The following is a 15,948-nucleotide window of genomic DNA, read 5'->3' as shown; positions in this document are numbered from 1 at the left end:
CGTTCTTTTTACACAGTGACATTTTGCATACAGTCGTGTGAATTAAATCACTGCGCCCTGCAGCCCGGCGCTTTATACTAAAAGCCAATATAGAGAAGGAGGATATACCATGGACCGGTTTGACTACTTATTGTTTCTGAAAAATCTTCCTATGTTTTTCGGAGTACCCCTTCCGATCATCAAAAAGCTGCTGAAGAACGGTAAGGTGATAGATATCCAACCGTCTCAGCATTCGCGATCGTTCCTTCATTCGCAATCCGTCTATTTTGTTTTAAAAGGAGAAGTGCATTTTTCCGACAGAAGGCTTCCGGAAGAATCACGGACGATCGCCGAGTGGGAAAAAGGCGATGTTTTTCCTATTGATCAAAAAGGCGAACCTTTCTTATCTCCGTTTATTTCAGTCAATACTGCCTCTGAAACCGCCGTACTTGAAATACCGTTTCATAATTTCAAAAAAATGATGACTTATAACCGCCAATTACAGACGAACTTTCTCATGTTGCTCCAGCAGAATTTATTTTTTTCATACCAGCTTTTTTTGCGCTACCTCAACTCCTCCGCAGAAGACGACGTGTGAGAAGGGCCTCTCCCCTTCTTTCTCTTCTTTTTTCCAAATGTGATCTACTTAACTTTTTTTCTCCTGCATTTCCGCTACGATACACATGAATGCAAACGAAAGGACAGATGAAAGATGATACTTTGCGATTTCGACAAGTCTCCGTTTATCGTCATTTGGGAGCTGACAAGGGCTTGCGAGCTCAAGTGCCTTCATTGCCGGGCATCGGCTCAAAATAAACGCGATCCTCGGGAGCTATCCCTGAAAGAGGGAAAAGATTTAATCGATCAAATTCATGCGATGGACAATCCCCTCCTCGTGCTTACAGGAGGCGATCCTTTAATGAGAGACGACGTATTCGCCATTATTGAATATGCCGTCCAAAAAGGGGTTCGCGTCTCCATGACCCCGAGTGCCACGCCGAATGTTACAAGAGAAGCGATTCAATCAGCAAAAGAAATCGGGTTATCCCGATGGGCGTTCAGCTTGGACGGCCCGACCCGGGAGATTCATGATCATTTTCGGGGAACGGACGGGTCTTTTGACCTGACTATGAAGGCCATTCGCTACATTCATGAATGTCAGCTGCCTCTGCAGATTAATACCGTCATATCCTCCTATAACATCGATTACCTGGATGAAATGGCAAAGCTGATCAAAGAATTGAACTGCGTACTATGGAGTGTGTTTTTTCTCGTCCCGACAGGCCGCGCGAAGCGGGAAGATATGATTTCCCCGGTGGACCATGAAAAAGTCTTTCTCTGGCTCAGCCGTTTGGCAAAAGAAGCGCCTTTTGACATCAAAACGACAGCAGCCCAGCACTACCGGCGGGTCGTCATTCAGCAAAAAATGCGGGAAGCGAAAGACCCCCACATGAAAATCCGCTATGAACACGCATTGCAGAAAGGAAAAATGGATGCCATCGGCGGATTGGGCCGGGCTCCGAAAGGTGTGAACGATGGCAACGGGTTCATGTTTATCTCCCATATCGGTGATGTATATCCAAGCGGACTCCTGCCGGTTAAAGCCGGAAACATCCGCGAACAGCCGCTGGCTGAGATTTACCGCGAATCACCGATCTTTAAGGATCTTCGAAATCCGGACGGATTTAAAGGGAAATGCGGCGTCTGTGAATTCCGTCATGTGTGCGGCGGTTCGCGCTCGCGTGCTTATGCTCTGACAGGCGATTACCTAGAAAGCGATCCGAGCTGCATTTATATTCCGAAGGCTTTGCGCTAAAAAAATGTGATGTACGTCACATTTTTTTCAGCTTCCTTGTATTACGGTATAGATGAGAATGATCATCACTATCAAAGGATGTGATCCCTTGCATAAAAAAATTGATTTGGACGATTCCGTTTACAAACTTTGCACATTGCATCCTGAACTAAAAGCCGTGATGAAGGATGCCGGGTTTCAAAATATTACAAAGCCCGGCATGCTGGAAACAGCCGGGCGCATCATGACGATTCCAAAAGGCGCGCGAATGATGCAAATCGAATGGAACCATGTCTTAGACATATTGAAAGCACACGGATTTGACCCCGTTTGGAAAGGAGAAAAACAATGAGCGAAATCATTAACAATCGGGAAACGCAGCAAGGTCTGCCTGAGGAAAAAAAGCAGCTTCTGAAGGAGATCATCATCGACCTTCATAAAGGAAAGCCGCTTGCCGACGTCAAAAAACGGTTCGAAAAGGCATTCGGCTCAGTCAATGCCGAAGAAATCGCCCAGCTGGAACAGGCGTTGATGAAGGAAGAAGGCATTACACCTGAAGAGATCCAAGAGCTCTGCTCCGTTCACGCCGCTGTGTTTAAAGGATCGATTGAAGACATTCACCGCGCGGACGCCGACAAGCAGCCTGGCCATCCCGTTCATACATTTATGAAAGAAAATAAAGAAATCGACCTCCTTTTGAACTTTAAAATGCAGCTTCATTTGGAACGCTTTGAAAAAGAAGATCATCGCGACAACATTCTCAAACTGCTCGCAGACTTAAATTTGCTAGCTGACGTCGACAAACATTACAGCAGAAAAGAAAATCTTCTGTTCCCCTATTTAGAAAAGTACGGAATTACAGGGCCAAGCCAAGTCATGTGGGCTGTCGACGATTTTATCCGCAAGAGCATTAAAGAAGTGAAGCGTTTGTTGGAAGAGTATACGCCGGACAAAAAAGATGAGGTCATCCGCGAACTAACGTTTATCATTCAAGAAGGCACGGAAATGATTTATAAAGAAGAAAATATCCTCTTGCCGATGGCGCTCAGAACGCTGACAGAAGACGAATGGCTGAAAATCGCAGCCGAAAGCGACGAGATCGGATATTGCCTGACTGCTCCGGAAACGGTGTGGAAGCCTGAACGCCATCAGATCAAAACGAGCGAAGAGGCGGCTGATGGCTATGTCAGACTCCCTACCGGTATTCTGTCTGTGGATCAGCTTGAACACATGATGAACCATCTTCCGGTCGATATCACCTTCATCGATGAAAACGATGTGGTCCGCTATTTTTCACACGGAAAGGAACGGATTTTCGCCCGGACAAAAGCCGTAATCGGCCGAACCGTCCAAAACTGCCATCCGCCGGCTAGCGTCCACATCGTCAACAAACTTCTGGACGACTTTAAATCTGGCAAAAAAGATGTTGAAGATTTTTGGATCAAATTTAAAGACAAATACGTGTTCATCCGCTATTTTGCCGTACGCGATGAAAACGGCCGCTATATCGGCACTTTGGAATTCACCCAGAACATCGCCCCGATTCAGGAGATTAACGGGGAAAAGAGAATTTTGAACACGAGCGATTGAACCATTCGACAGCCCGCTTCCATGCAGGCTGTTTTTTTGTCCGCCCTCTTCCCCCTCCTGAAAATGTGACAAATTTGTGAAAAGCCGAAACCATGTGACAAATTTAACAAGGTGCAGCGCCTCCTCCATATATAGTGAGGGTAGCATCACTGACTCAGAAGGAGTGAACCAGCAATGAAAAAAAAGAAAAAGAGTCCCATTTTCAGGAGATTAAATTATTTCTCCCCTATTGAACGCCATTCCAATCAACACAGCCAAACCACTTATGAAGACCGGGATTGGGAAGATGTATACAGAAATAGATGGCAGCATGATAAAGTGGTTCGCTCTACCCATGGGGTGAACTGTACAGGATCCTGCAGCTGGAATATCTACGTCAAAAACGGGATCGTCACATGGGAAGGGCAGCGGCTTGATTACCCTTCGACAGGCCCTGATATGCCGGACTTTGAACCGCGCGGCTGTCCGCGGGGAGCCAGCTTTTCCTGGTATATATACAGCCCGCTCCGCGTGAAATACCCGTATGTACGCGGTGTGCTGATCCAGATGTGGCGCGAGGCGCTAAACAGCAGCAAAAATCCGCTTGAAGCATGGAAATCAATTGTCGAAAACCCTGAAAAAGCGAAAGCCTATAAACAGGCGCGCGGAAAAGGCGGATTTGTCCGCGCCGAATGGAGCGAAGTCCTGAAGCTGATTTCGGCTTCCCTTCTGTATACCATTGCCAAATACGGCCCTGACCGCAATGTCGGCTTTTCGCCGATTCCAGCCATGTCGATGCTCAGCCATGCAGCAGGATCACGCTTTATGTCCCTGATCGGCGGGCCGATGCTGAGCTTCTATGACTGGTATGCCGACCTCCCTCCTGCTTCACCGCAAATTTGGGGAGATCAAACCGACGTTCCGGAAAGCAGCGACTGGTACAATTCTGGCTACATCATGACATGGGGCTCTAATGTCCCGCTTACCAGAACGCCTGACGCTCACTTTTTAGCCGAAGCCCGCTATAAAGGAGCAAAAGTGATTTCGATCAGCCCGGACTTTGCCGAGTCCTCAAAGTTTTCCGATGATTGGCTGAGCATCAGACAAGGCACGGACGGCGCACTGGCCATGGCGATGGGCCACGTTATTCTGCAAGACTTTTATGTCAACCAGAAAACGGAACGTTTTATTGATTATGCAAAACAATATACCGATTTCCCGTTTTTGGTGACTTTGAAAGAGGAAAACGGAACGTTCACAGCAGGCCGCTTCCTCCATGCTAAAGATATCGGGCGCGCGACAGAGCACGATGAGTGGAAGCCTGCCGTTTGGGACGAAGACACAGATGGATTTGCGATTCCGCAGGGCACGATGGGCTCCCGCTGGGACGGCAAAGGAAAATGGAACCTGCGCATGGTTGATGAGGATTCAGAAAAACCGATCACACCTCGGCTTTCCATGCTTGGATACGAAGATATGATCGGCACGGTCAACATCCCGTATTTCTCACATGACGGCAATAAAGTGCTTGAAAGACCGCTTCCGATCAAAAAAGTCATCTTGAACGGCGAGGAAGTCTTTGTTTCCACCGTTTTCGACCTGACTCTCGCCAACTATGGCGTCAACTGCGGAATCGGCGGACAGACGCCGGCATCATTTGATGATCCTGAACCGTTTACACCGGCTTGGCAAGAGCCGATTACTGGCATTAAAAGTGAAATGGTGATCAAGATCGCGAGGGAATTCGCGCAAAATGCGATTGACACAGAGGGCCGCTCGATGATCATTGTCGGCGCCGGAATTAACCATTGGTTCAATTCAGACACCATTTACAGAGCTGTACTGAACCTTGTGCTTCTCGTCGGAGCCCAAGGAGTTAACGGAGGAGGCTGGGCTCACTATGTCGGCCAGGAAAAACTCCGGCCGGCCGAAGGATGGCAGACGATCGCGATGGCCAAGGACTGGGGAGGCCCTGCCAAACTGCAAAACGGCACATCATTTTTCTACTTCGCCACCGACCAGTGGCGCTATGAAGATCAGGAAATCAGCGGGCTCGCTTCACCAATCGCAAAAACATCGCGCTACAAGCACCATGCCGATTACAATGTGCTGGCGGCGAGACTCGGCTGGCTTCCATCGTATCCGACGTTTGAGAAAAACGGCATCGACTTGTATAAAGAAGCAGAAAAAGCGGGCGCTGAGAACGCTCAGCAAGTCGGAATCTATATTGCCAGACAGCTCGAGGAGAAAAAGCTCAAGTTTTCGATTGAAGATCCTGACAATGAAAAGAACTTCCCGAGAAATCTATTTGTCTGGAGAGCCAATTTAATCTCAAGCTCCGGCAAAGGCCATGAATATTTTCTGAAACACTTGCTCGGCACGACAAACGGACTGATGAACGATGATCAGGACAGCATCCGTCCGGAAGAAATCACTTGGCGTGACAAAGCGCCTGAAGGCAAACTCGATTTACTGATCAATCTCGATTTCCGGATGGCGGGAACAGCCCTTTATTCAGACATCGTGCTCCCTGCGGCCACCTGGTACGAAAAACACGATCTCAGCAGCACGGATATGCATCCGTTCATCCACCCGTTTAATCCGGCAATCAGCGCGCCGTGGGAAGCAAAGTCTGATTGGGATATTTTTAAAGCACTGGCAAAAGCGGTTTCCGATCTGGCTGAAGAAGTGGATATGGAACCTGTCAAAGAGGCTGTTGCGACTCCTCTTCTCCATGACACTCCACAAGAAATGGCGCAGCCGCTCGGGAAAATCAAAGATTGGAGCAAAGGCGACTGCCCTGCCGTACCAGGCAAAACAATGCCGCAAATTCACGTTGTGGAGCGGGATTATAAGCAGATTTTCAATAAGATGACATCGCTTGGGCCGAATGTTGTCAAACAGCCGTTTGGTACGAAAGGAATGAACTGGTCTGTTGAAGCGGAATATAATTCTCTCAAAAAAACGCTCGGCGTCGTAAAAGACGACACGATCGCCAAGGGCTGTCCCGACATCAGTGATGCTAGACAAGCTGCTGAAGCGGTATTGACTCTCTCTTCCACTTCAAACGGGAAAGTAGCCGTTAAAGCGTGGGAATCGCTTGAAAAAATTACGAATCTTGAGTTGAAAGATTTAGCTGAAGAACGGGAAGAGGAATGCTTCACATTTGAGCAAATTTCAGCTCAGCCGAAAACGGTGATCACCTCCCCTGCTTTCAGCGGTTCTGAAAAAGGCGGACGACGCTATTCTCCGTTTACGACAAACGTTGAAAAACTGATTCCGTGGAGAACGCTGACCGGCAGACAGTCTTTTTACCTTGATCATGAAATGATGACAGAATTCGGCGAAAACATGGCGACATTCAAGCCGATCCTGATCCACCGCCCTTTCTTGAACAAGCGTCCGGATCAGGAAGGAAAAGAAATCGTTTTAAACTACTTAACGCCGCATAATAAATGGTCGGTTCACAGCATGTATTTTGATTCCCTGCCGATGCTTACCCTTTTCAGAGGCGGGCCGACAGTCTGGATGAATAAAGACGATGCCGAAGAAACCGACATTCAGGACAACGACTGGATCGAGTGCTTCAACCGAAACGGTGTCGTCGTCGCACGGGCCGTGACATCACACCGGATTCCAAAGGGAATGGCGTTTATGCACCATGCCCAAGACAGACATATCAACGTGCCGGGAACAAAGCTGACGAATAACCGCGGAGGAACCCATAACAGCCCGACCCGCATCCATGTCAAGCCGACGCAGATGATCGGAGGCTACGGACAGCTCAGCTACGGATTCAACTACTACGGGCCGACAGGAAATCAGCGCGACCTCAATGTCGTGATCAGAAAATTGAAGGAGGTCGATTGGCTTGAAGATTAAAGCGCAAATCGGAATGGTAATGAACCTTGACAAATGCATCGGCTGCCATACATGCAGCGTCACATGCAAAAACACTTGGACAAACCGTTCCGGTGCAGAATATATGTACTTCAACAACGTCGAAACAAAACCGGGCATCGGCTACCCTAAACAATGGGAGAACCAGGATAAATACAAAGGCGGCTGGGAGCTGAAAAAAGGCAAGCTCCAGCTTAAATCAGGCGCCAAAGCAACGCGGCTCATGAATTTATTCTACAACCCGTATCAGCCGACGATCGATGACTACTATGAACCTTGGAACTATGATTATGAAACGCTGACAAACAGTCCGGAGAAAAAACATCAGCCTGTTGCAAGGCCGAAGTCTTCCATTACGGGAGACTTCATGAACCTTGAATGGGGTCCGAACTGGGAAGACGATCTTGCCGGCGGCCACATTACAGGCCTCCAAGATCCAAACGTCAAAAAAATGGAAGAATCCATCAAAACCGAATTTGAAGACGTCTTTATGATGTATCTGCCAAGGATATGCGAACACTGCATCAATCCTTCCTGCGTCTCCTCCTGTCCGTCGGGAGCGATGTACAAACGCGAGGAAGACGGCATCGTTCTCGTCGATCAAAATGCGTGCCGCTCATGGAGACACTGTGTATCATCATGTCCTTATAAAAAAGTGTATTTCAACTGGCAGACTAACAAGGCGGAAAAATGCACATTGTGCTTCCCTCGTCTTGAAGCAGGACTGCCGACAATCTGCTCTGAGACATGCGTCGGCAGAATCCGCTATCTCGGAGTCATGCTTTATGACGCAGAAAAAGTCGAAGAAGCGGCTTCAGCCGAAAATGAAAAAGATTTGTATCACTCACAGCTGGAGATTTTCCTTGACCCGAATGATCCCGCTGTTGCAGAAGAAGCAAAAGCTCAAGGCATTCCGCTGGAGTGGATTGAAGCAGCGCAAAAATCTCCGATCTACAAAATGATCATCGATTGGAAAATCGCTCTGCCGCTGCATCCTGAATACCGGACATTGCCGATGGTATGGTATATTCCTCCGCTCAGTCCGATTATGAATATGTTTGAAGGAAAAGGAACAGCCCAATCAGCTGAAGATATCTTCCCTGCTATTGATGAAATGCGGATTCCGATCGAATATTTGGCCAATTTGCTGACTGCCGGTGATACACACCATATTAGAACGACATTAAAGAAAATGTCTGTGATGCGTATGCACATGCGGGCGACCCAAACGAACAAACAGATCGATTCATCTCTGATTCAAGATACCGGATTGACTGAAGAGCAGATTGAAGACATGTACCGTCTGCTTGCAATCGCCAAATACGATGACCGGTTCGTCATTCCTCAAACCCATCGCGAAGAAGTCGCGGATCTATACATGGAACAAGGAAGCTGCGGATTATCGTTTGCCGGAGGACCCGGCTCTTGCCAAAACATATAAACACTGGAGGGAAGCTTCATGGATGGAACAGACAAACAAACCGTTTTTGCCGCTCTTTCTTACCTCCTCTCCTACCCTGATGAAGAGTGGAGAAAAGAACGTTCCGAATGGCAGCAGATCATCGGCGAAATCGAGCATGAAGCGCTGAAAGGACATCTGCTTGCCTTCTTGGAAAGCGCGGCTTCCTATTCGTCTGAGGAATTGATTGAAACATACGTATATACGTTTGATTTCGGCAAAAAAACAAACCTTTATGTCACCTATTTCAACTCCGGCGAACAAAGGGAGCGCGGTATTGAATTGCTGCAGCTGAAAGATCTGTATCAGCAGTCCGGTTTTCAGCCGACAGATAAAGAGCTGCCGGATTATCTGCCGCTCATGCTTGAATTTGCCGCAGTTGCGGATCAAGAAAAAGCTGCTGCTGTTTTCCAAAAATACGCAGCAAACCTGGAAGAATTGAGATCGCAGCTTTCAGAGAATGAAAGCATCTATACACCGTTATTGGACGGATTAATGCTGATCTTAGAGGAAATTGGTGTTGAAAGGAATGTACAGCCATGATCGAACAAATACTGTGGGTCATCCTCCCCTACATTGTCATCACCATTTTTATCGGAGGGCATATTTACCGCTATCAACATGATCAATTTGGCTGGACGGCCAAATCTAGCGAGATGCTCGAAAAGAAAAAACTTGCGCTTGGCAGCAGCCTTTTCCACTGGGGAATCTTTTTTGTCATCGGCGGACATGTGATGGGAATTTTAATTCCGGAAAGCCTTTATGAGGCGCTCGGCGTTTCAGAGCATATGTACCATAAGATCGCGATCGGCTTCGGACTGCCTGCAGGCATCGCCGCGCTGTCAGGGCTTCTCATATTGACCTACCGCCGATTCACGGACAAACGGATTCGAAAAACGAGCTCTGCCGGCGATTTAATCACCCTTGTCGCTTTGTTATTCGTGATGACCACTGGGCTTGCGGCAACCTTCTTAAACATCGATTCAAAAGGATTCGACTACAGGACAACAATCGGCCCGTGGTTTCGCAACATTTTCTTATTCAAGCCGGATGCCGGGCTTATGGCGAGCGTGCCCCTCTGGTTTAAGCTTCACATCATCATGGGCTACGTCATTTTCATCGTCTGGCCGTTCACTCGGCTCGTCCACGTATTCAGCATGCCGCTAAAATATTTGACAAGAAGCTATGTTGTTTACCGGAAACGGGCGCCCCGCAAAAGCATGTAAACATTTTCCCTAAAGCTAAAACGGCTTTAGGGATTTTTTTCTCCATAGGCAAGCTACCCATATTACCAATCAATCATACGATAAAGCAAACCATCAGAAAGGAGCGTTTTTATTGTATCCATACGATCCTTCACTATATGATCCGTATCGCCAGCAATTTCCGCCGGGGCCGCCTCCGGGAGCAGGAGGACAGCAGCAACAGCAGCTGCTCCCCCCGCCGCCGAGCCAATTTCCGCAAGACTCCGGCCCTTCGGTATTTGCCGTTGATCCTGGCGGAATCAGAAGATGCCTGTTCAGATACACGTTCATCCGCTTGAGAAACGGCAGCCGTTTTTGGTTCTACCCGGTTTTCGTCGGCCGTCGTTCGATTGCGGGCTACCGCTGGAGGCCGCGTCAATTCCGCTGGGTTTACTTCGGTATTGACCTGAACGAGATCACTTCTTTCAGCTGTCAGTAAAAATAAGAAAAAGGCGCCCCCAAGGACGCCTTTTTTAATATGGTTTATTTCGATTGCAATGTTTCCTTCTCGTCTTCCCAAGCCTCTGTATTTTTCAGACCTGGAATCGAGCTTGCCTTAAAGACGGGGTTCTTTCCTGCTTTGCGCTGTTCAGTATAGTCTTTCAGCACTTTCGCAGCAATTCCGGAAAGAAGCAGAATCGCAATCAGGTTAATGATCGCCATTAATCCCATAAATAAATCCGCCATGTCCCACACAAGCTGGAAACCGGATACAGATCCGAAGATCACCATTGCTACAACGGCTGTACGGTAAACAGCAAGCGCCGTCTTGCTCTTTTTAATAAATTCAATGTTCGTCTCACCATAATAGTAGTTTCCGACGATTGAACTGAAAGCGAACAGAAAAATCGCCACTGCGACAAATGCAGGCGCCCAGCTTCCAATGTGATGCTGCATGGCTGCTTGTGTAATTTGAATGCCGTCAAGCTCTTTGCCAGGCGTCAGATTGAACAGCAGGATCATAAAGGCTGTTGCACTGCAGATGACCATCGTATCAAAGAATACGCCAAGCGTTTGGATAAAGCCTTGCTTCGCGGGGTGAGAGACATTGGCAGTCGCTGCTGCGTTCGGCGCGCTTCCCATTCCGGCTTCGTTTGAAAACAAACCGCGCTTCGCACCGATAATAATGATGCTGCCGAGCGTACCCCCTGCAATCTGCTCGATCCCGAAAGCATCCTTCACAATCATCGCGAAAACGGCCGGTATTTGAGAAATATTCGTCAGCACGACAAATAAAGCAAGTCCAAGATAAATGATCGCCATGACCGGAACGATCAACTGCGAAACTGTCACAACGCGTTTCAATCCGCCGAAAATGATAAATCCGGTGATTGCAGCAAGGATGATGCCTACCACTGTTTTATCCAGGTTGAAAGCCCCTTGCATCGAACCGACGATCGTGTTGGCTTGAACCGCATTAAAAATCAAGCCGAATGTAATTGTAATTAAAACGGCAAAGATAATCCCCATCCATCTGGCGCCCAGCGCTTTTTCCATGTAATAAGCAGGGCCTCCTCTGAAATGATCGCCGTCTTTGACCTTGTAGACTTGAGCCAGCGTACTTTCCACAAAGCTTGAAGCCATTCCGACAAGCGCGACGACCCACATCCAAAAGACCGCTCCCGGTCCGCCTGTTGCAACAGCAAGCGCCACACCGGTCAGGTTACCCGTTCCGACACGGGAAGCGGCGGAAATAAAGAATGCCTGCAAAGACGAGACGCCTTTTCCTTTCTCCTCTTTTTGTCCGACGATACGAAACATCTCGAAGAAATAGCGGAATTGAACGAATTTCAATTTAAACGTAAAGAACAGGCCTATTCCTATTAATATATAGACTAAATAAGTCCAAATAAAACCGCTCGGGACATTGATGATTTCGCTTAAAATTTCTTCCATAGCACCCTCCTGAAACAAACGAATTTTGTTTTGATGTTAAGTTTTCTAACATGATAGGATTATATCATAATAATGACGCAAGCAAAACTAGATAGAATTTTCTGTTTTTTAATCGTAAAGGCTGATGGCATCATCATTACTTTAGACCCAATGCTCATTATAGCAGAGTATTATCTTTATTCATACATAAAAATGCGCTTTCATTTCAAATGCGCTGCGAAAAATCTAATGTTGTCAATAATTATTTGCAAACTGTCACAAAATAATCATCTTTTATTATATAATAAAATATGCTAAGATGATGAGATACTAAGGGGATGAGATCAAATGAAAAAGACATTGTTTCTGCAACTGTCCATATTCTTTTTAGTCATTGCGAGCCTTCATTCGTTCTCAATGCCCCAGATGCCGGCAAATCACCATGCGCAAAAAGCCGCTGTTTCAGGAGACGAACTCCATGAACTGACAGTCGGAAAATATGGTGAAGAAAAGGCGAAATCATTATGGAATTCACTCGGTTTCGGAGCTGAATCCGTCCTTCTCTTAATCTTAGCTGCCGCTTCCGGTCAAGCGTTCATGATGAACAGGCGGAAAGAGCATCTGAAGGCATTTATGCTCGCGGTGTTCTATCACTCTTCTTATTTCGATAAAGCGCATGTTTTAAAACCATAACCATACAAAAAAAGCGGGAGGTTTTAACATGTTATTTATCATAAGAATGGTGATTATTGGACTATTTTCATTGACAGCAATCAATCTGTTTGTTTTTCAAGGAATTGAATTCATGCACGCGATTACCGATCTTTTCAATCGCCAGGACAGCTGAATTTGAAGCGATTTGAAAAAGCTAGACAATAAAATTTCATGAAGCAGTTTGTTTGGCATGAATCCGGCATTGTGCGGGTTCATGCCTTTTCATTTGGTCTTCATCCGTTTAGCGATGGCTGAATCGCTGTTTTATAGCAGAACATCCCTTTTATAGTTTTACATACAGTTCTTCCACCTCTTTCAAAAACTATTAAATTTTTTCGAAAAATTTTAAACATATTTTCAACAAATGCCGCGGCTTTACTTCAAATCTACAAATATAAGATATAATATTCCTGTACCAATTAAATACCAATTACTTATAGAAAGAAGATGTTTATATGAGTAAAGTATCTGGAAAAATTGCTTTTGTTACTGGCGGCGGTCAAGGAATTGGAGAAGCAATCTGCAAACGATTGGCAGAGGACGGATTCGCAGTTGCAGTTGCCGATTATAATGTAGAAACTGCAACACAAGTTGCTGAGGACATCAATAAGCTTAACGGCAAAGCAATTGCGGTTAAAGTGGATGTTGCTGATCGCGATGATGTTTTTAAAGCTGTCGATGAAACAGTAAAACGTCTTGGCGGTCTTGATGTGGTGATTAATAATGCGGGTCTTGGACCAACCACCCCTATTGAAAGCATTACATATGAAGATTATCGGAAAGTCTATGATGTTAACGTTGGCGGTACTTATTGGGGAATACAAGCAGCTGTAAAAGCCTTTAAAGAACTTGGACACGGCGGGAAAATCATTAATGCATCTTCTCAAGCCGGCCAAGTCGGCAACCCGGGCTTAGCGGTTTACGGAGGAACAAAGTTCGCTGTTCGCGGGATTACCCAAACTGCGGCAAAAGATCTAGCTGAATTAGGTATTACTGTAAACGCCTTTTGTCCGGGTATCGTTAAAACTCCTATGATGATGGGGATTGCACAGCAAACCGCTGATGAAGCAGGCAAGCCGTTTGAATGGGGCATGGAACAATTCGCTAAAAATATTGCATTAAAACGCTTATCCGAGCCGGAAGATGTAGCAGCATGCGTTTCTTACCTTGCAGGGCCAGATTCAGATTATATGACTGGTCAAGCTCTTATCATTGATGGCGGAATGGTATTTAATTAATTTTAAAATTATATTCTATATGGAGGGCGGAGTTTTCCCCTCCATATTTAGTATTGAATAATCAGCTATATAGCATGGCTTAAAACCGTGTAATACGAAACGGCCACGGCGTCCAACCACGCCTTGATTTATGGTTCACGTTTAAAAAACAAAGAACGCAGGCCGTTGGTTCCTCCCCCATCGGCAAATCGTGGCGTCCATGAATTTCGAATCGCATCAATACTTAGCGTTTACTGCCAAATTGTCATTCTAAACGCCCTTCTTCTTGAAGTTTTCCCAATCTTTTATGATTGCCCAGGTCCCTTTATCTGTTGAAGGACGGCTCCATCATTTAGGATATAACGAAGCGGGACAATTGAGCGGAAATGATACAAACAAGAGGCTAATTTTAATTAAAAAAAGGCCGAAGTGAGCAACTTCGCCCTCAAGCAAGGCGCCGTGAGGAAATCCATATGTTTACGATCTTTTGAACCCCTGTTTCAAAATACACTAGTGCGAGGATTTCCCCTGCGATAAGCGGCACCCAAGATATCTTCTTTGAATTCTACTCCAAGCCTCCATAGGTTTTATTTACGCGCTTTTTCCGTCAACTCGTTTATTTTCTCCATTTTTTTCGATTTCCTCTAAACTGCGACCTCGAGTTTCAGGGACGCGTGTCCGGATAAATACAACTCCAAGCAAACAAATCACACCGAAGATTGCAAACACAGCTTCTTGAGACATCGAAGCGGTCATAACAGGAAATAGCAATCCAACCAAGAAAGAACCAATCCAGTTAAATGATGAAGCTAAACCAGACGCACGCCCGCGAATTACCAGCGGGAAAATTTCTCCAACTATGACCCAAGTTAAAGGAGCCCATGTGAATGAATAAAGTGCTACATAGATACTCAAAAAGACAACCATCATCATCGGATTCGCATTAGGAATTAATATATTCAATATTGCCGGCAAAATAAAGGACAGCCCCATTATTGTTCCGCCTACTGTTAATAAAGTACGGCGATTAAATTTATCAGCAATCACTAAGAATATTAATGAACCTAGCACGAGAATAACTCCTTGAATAATCGGCCACATCAAAGCTGAACTTGCTGCATTTCCTGTTGCTTTTTCTACAATTAAAGGAATGTAATAAAAAATTGCGTTTGCACCCTGGAATTGTTGAAAAGCAGCAACACCCACACCGGCAATTAATAAAAAACGATATTTATTGCTTAAGAGGGTAGCCCATGATGCATTTTGATTTGCCTTCGCTTCTTCTCTGGCAGTTTCTTGAATTTGCGTTATTTCAGAATCAATCTCTCCTTTGTTAGAGCGAATATAGCTCAACACCTTGCGAGCTTCATCAAGTTTATTGTTCTTTATTAAAAAACGTGGTGATTCGGGTAATTTTAGCATTCCAACATATAAGATCAAAGCAGGTACAGCAGCCAAACCAAGCATCAACCGCCACGCCATTGTTTCCGGCAAATCTTTCAATAGAAAATCAACAATGTAAGAAAGCAACATTCCAGAACAAATCATTGTTTGATTAATTCCTGACAGCCGTCCACGTAAACGTGCAGGCGCCATTTCCGACATATAGGCTGGGACCAATGCAGAAGCGGCACCAACGGCCAATCCCAATAAAACCCGAGAAACAATCAAAAATAGTATCCCATTATGAGGTGCTATTCCTGACAAAATGGATCCAACAACAAAAATGATAGCGGAAATTAAAATCATTTTGCGCCGTCCCAAACGATCAGAAAGTTGTCCGGCAAGGGCGCCTCCAAAAATAGCGCCTAACATTACCGAAGAGGTAATCCATCCAATAACCCCGGCGTTGTCTTGAAGGTTCCAATCATTTTGCAGAAAAGGCAAAGCACCCGTCATAACGCCGATATCATAACCGAAAAGAATGCCCGCAAAAGCCCCAAAAAAGTAAATGAAGCCACTTGAGATTTTCTTTTCATTAACCATTAAAGTTTCCTCCTCAAGGTTGAAATTAAATTGTGTAAAAATCCACTGCAAAAATATTGAAGGCTTTTTAAGAAATAATAAAAGCGCTTTCAAGCCGCAAATACATGCCAGGATATTATTTGGTGGGATTTCTCCCTAAATCTCATGGTTTTATTCGCCTATTTTTAAACGCTTTCAATTTTTACTGAATGTCGCGATAACGCTTACAAA

The 15,948-nt window shown here is 45.8% G+C and carries 14 protein-coding genes; 12 read left to right on the top strand and 2 right to left on the bottom strand.

The window, feature by feature from the left end:
* Positions 1-109: 109 nt before the first annotated feature.
* From TRNA_RS31780 to TRNA_RS31740, 9 genes are all read left to right on the top strand, one after another.
* Positions 110-577, top strand: a complete 468-nt coding sequence (locus TRNA_RS31780; RefSeq protein ID WP_003182320.1) for a hypothetical protein — start codon at positions 110-112, stop codon at positions 575-577.
* A 114-nt stretch (positions 578-691) separates the two neighbouring features.
* Positions 692-1,795 (top strand): TIGR04053 family radical SAM/SPASM domain-containing protein, encoded by a 1,104-nt coding sequence (locus TRNA_RS31775; RefSeq protein WP_009328183.1) that lies wholly within the window; start codon positions 692-694, stop codon positions 1,793-1,795.
* Positions 1,796-1,883: 88 nt separating this feature from the next.
* Complete coding sequence (locus TRNA_RS31770; protein WP_003182317.1) at positions 1,884-2,126, top strand: DUF1858 domain-containing protein; 243 nt, start codon at positions 1,884-1,886, stop codon at positions 2,124-2,126.
* Positions 2,123-3,364: a DUF438 domain-containing protein gene (locus TRNA_RS31765; RefSeq protein WP_003182315.1), complete on the top strand. Its 1,242-nt coding sequence runs from the start codon at positions 2,123-2,125 to the stop codon at positions 3,362-3,364. Before TRNA_RS31770 ends, TRNA_RS31765 begins: the two co-directional genes overlap by 4 nt.
* Positions 3,365-3,538: 174 nt before the next feature.
* Complete coding sequence (locus tag TRNA_RS31760; protein WP_011198014.1) at positions 3,539-7,225, top strand: nitrate reductase subunit alpha; 3,687 nt, start codon at positions 3,539-3,541, stop codon at positions 7,223-7,225.
* Entirely contained in the window at positions 7,215-8,684 is a 1,470-nt protein-coding gene (gene narH / locus TRNA_RS31755; protein WP_011198013.1) for a nitrate reductase subunit beta, read from the top strand. The genes TRNA_RS31760 and narH overlap by 11 nt, the downstream gene beginning before the upstream one ends.
* A gap of 18 nt (positions 8,685-8,702) precedes the next feature.
* Positions 8,703-9,245, top strand: coding sequence for a nitrate reductase molybdenum cofactor assembly chaperone (narJ, locus tag TRNA_RS31750; protein ID WP_003182309.1), 543 nt, complete (start codon positions 8,703-8,705; stop codon positions 9,243-9,245).
* A complete protein-coding gene (gene narI / locus TRNA_RS31745; RefSeq protein WP_003182307.1) occupies positions 9,242-9,928 on the top strand; it encodes a respiratory nitrate reductase subunit gamma in 687 nt (228 codons plus the stop codon). Before narJ ends, narI begins: the two co-directional genes overlap by 4 nt.
* Positions 9,929-10,040: 112 nt before the next feature.
* Positions 10,041-10,385: a hypothetical protein gene (locus TRNA_RS31740; RefSeq protein ID WP_003182304.1), complete on the top strand. Its 345-nt coding sequence runs from the start codon at positions 10,041-10,043 to the stop codon at positions 10,383-10,385.
* A gap of 44 nt (positions 10,386-10,429) precedes the next feature.
* Here the strand turns inward: TRNA_RS31740 and TRNA_RS31735 are convergent, their stop codons facing one another.
* Positions 10,430-11,842, bottom strand: a complete 1,413-nt coding sequence (locus TRNA_RS31735) for an alanine/glycine:cation symporter family protein (protein WP_003182301.1) — start codon at positions 11,840-11,842, stop codon at positions 10,430-10,432.
* Between the two features lie 327 nt (positions 11,843-12,169).
* Between TRNA_RS31735 and TRNA_RS31730 the strand changes: the two genes are divergently transcribed.
* From TRNA_RS31730 to TRNA_RS31725, 3 genes are all read left to right on the top strand, one after another.
* The gene (locus TRNA_RS31730) at positions 12,170-12,514 is read left to right on the top strand and encodes a hypothetical protein (protein ID WP_003182299.1); all 345 of its coding nucleotides are present in this window, start codon (positions 12,170-12,172) and stop codon (positions 12,512-12,514) included.
* Positions 12,515-12,542: 28 nt separating this feature from the next.
* Positions 12,543-12,668 (top strand): hypothetical protein, encoded by a 126-nt coding sequence (locus TRNA_RS44280; protein ID WP_003182297.1) that lies wholly within the window; start codon positions 12,543-12,545, stop codon positions 12,666-12,668.
* 322 nt (positions 12,669-12,990) lie between these two features.
* Positions 12,991-13,773: a (S)-acetoin forming diacetyl reductase gene (locus TRNA_RS31725; protein ID WP_003182295.1), complete on the top strand. Its 783-nt coding sequence runs from the start codon at positions 12,991-12,993 to the stop codon at positions 13,771-13,773.
* A 570-nt stretch (positions 13,774-14,343) separates the two neighbouring features.
* Here TRNA_RS31725 and TRNA_RS31720 read toward each other — a convergent pair.
* Entirely contained in the window at positions 14,344-15,738 is a 1,395-nt protein-coding gene (locus TRNA_RS31720; RefSeq protein ID WP_003182294.1) for a sugar porter family MFS transporter, read from the bottom strand.
* Between the last annotated feature and the right edge of the window lie 210 nt (positions 15,739-15,948).

It is taken from the genome of Bacillus licheniformis DSM 13 = ATCC 14580 (genome assembly GCF_000011645.1).
In the GTDB taxonomy this organism is placed as follows: domain Bacteria; phylum Bacillota; class Bacilli; order Bacillales; family Bacillaceae; genus Bacillus; species Bacillus licheniformis.
This window is presented reverse-complemented; position numbering and strand designations above follow the sequence as displayed.

Bases quoted from the DNA above. Each gene is read 5' to 3' on its own strand.
- TRNA_RS31780 (WP_003182320.1), top strand. From the start codon at position 110: ATGGACCGGTTTGACTACTTATTGTTTCTGAAAAATCTTCCTATGTTT.
- TRNA_RS31775 (WP_009328183.1), top strand. From the start codon at position 692: ATGATACTTTGCGATTTCGACAAGTCTCCGTTTATCGTCATTTGGGAG.
- TRNA_RS31765 (WP_003182315.1), top strand. From the start codon at position 2,123: ATGAGCGAAATCATTAACAATCGGGAAACGCAGCAAGGTCTGCCTGAG.
- TRNA_RS31760 (WP_011198014.1), top strand. From the start codon at position 3,539: ATGAAAAAAAAGAAAAAGAGTCCCATTTTCAGGAGATTAAATTATTTC.
- narJ (WP_003182309.1), top strand. From the start codon at position 8,703: ATGGATGGAACAGACAAACAAACCGTTTTTGCCGCTCTTTCTTACCTC.
- narI (WP_003182307.1), top strand. From the start codon at position 9,242: ATGATCGAACAAATACTGTGGGTCATCCTCCCCTACATTGTCATCACC.
- TRNA_RS31735 (WP_003182301.1), bottom strand. From the start codon at position 11,842: ATGGAAGAAATTTTAAGCGAAATCATCAATGTCCCGAGCGGTTTTATT.
- TRNA_RS31730 (WP_003182299.1), top strand. From the start codon at position 12,170: ATGAAAAAGACATTGTTTCTGCAACTGTCCATATTCTTTTTAGTCATT.
- TRNA_RS44280 (WP_003182297.1), top strand. From the start codon at position 12,543: ATGTTATTTATCATAAGAATGGTGATTATTGGACTATTTTCATTGACA.
- TRNA_RS31725 (WP_003182295.1), top strand. From the start codon at position 12,991: ATGAGTAAAGTATCTGGAAAAATTGCTTTTGTTACTGGCGGCGGTCAA.
- TRNA_RS31720 (WP_003182294.1), bottom strand. From the start codon at position 15,738: ATGGTTAATGAAAAGAAAATCTCAAGTGGCTTCATTTACTTTTTTGGG.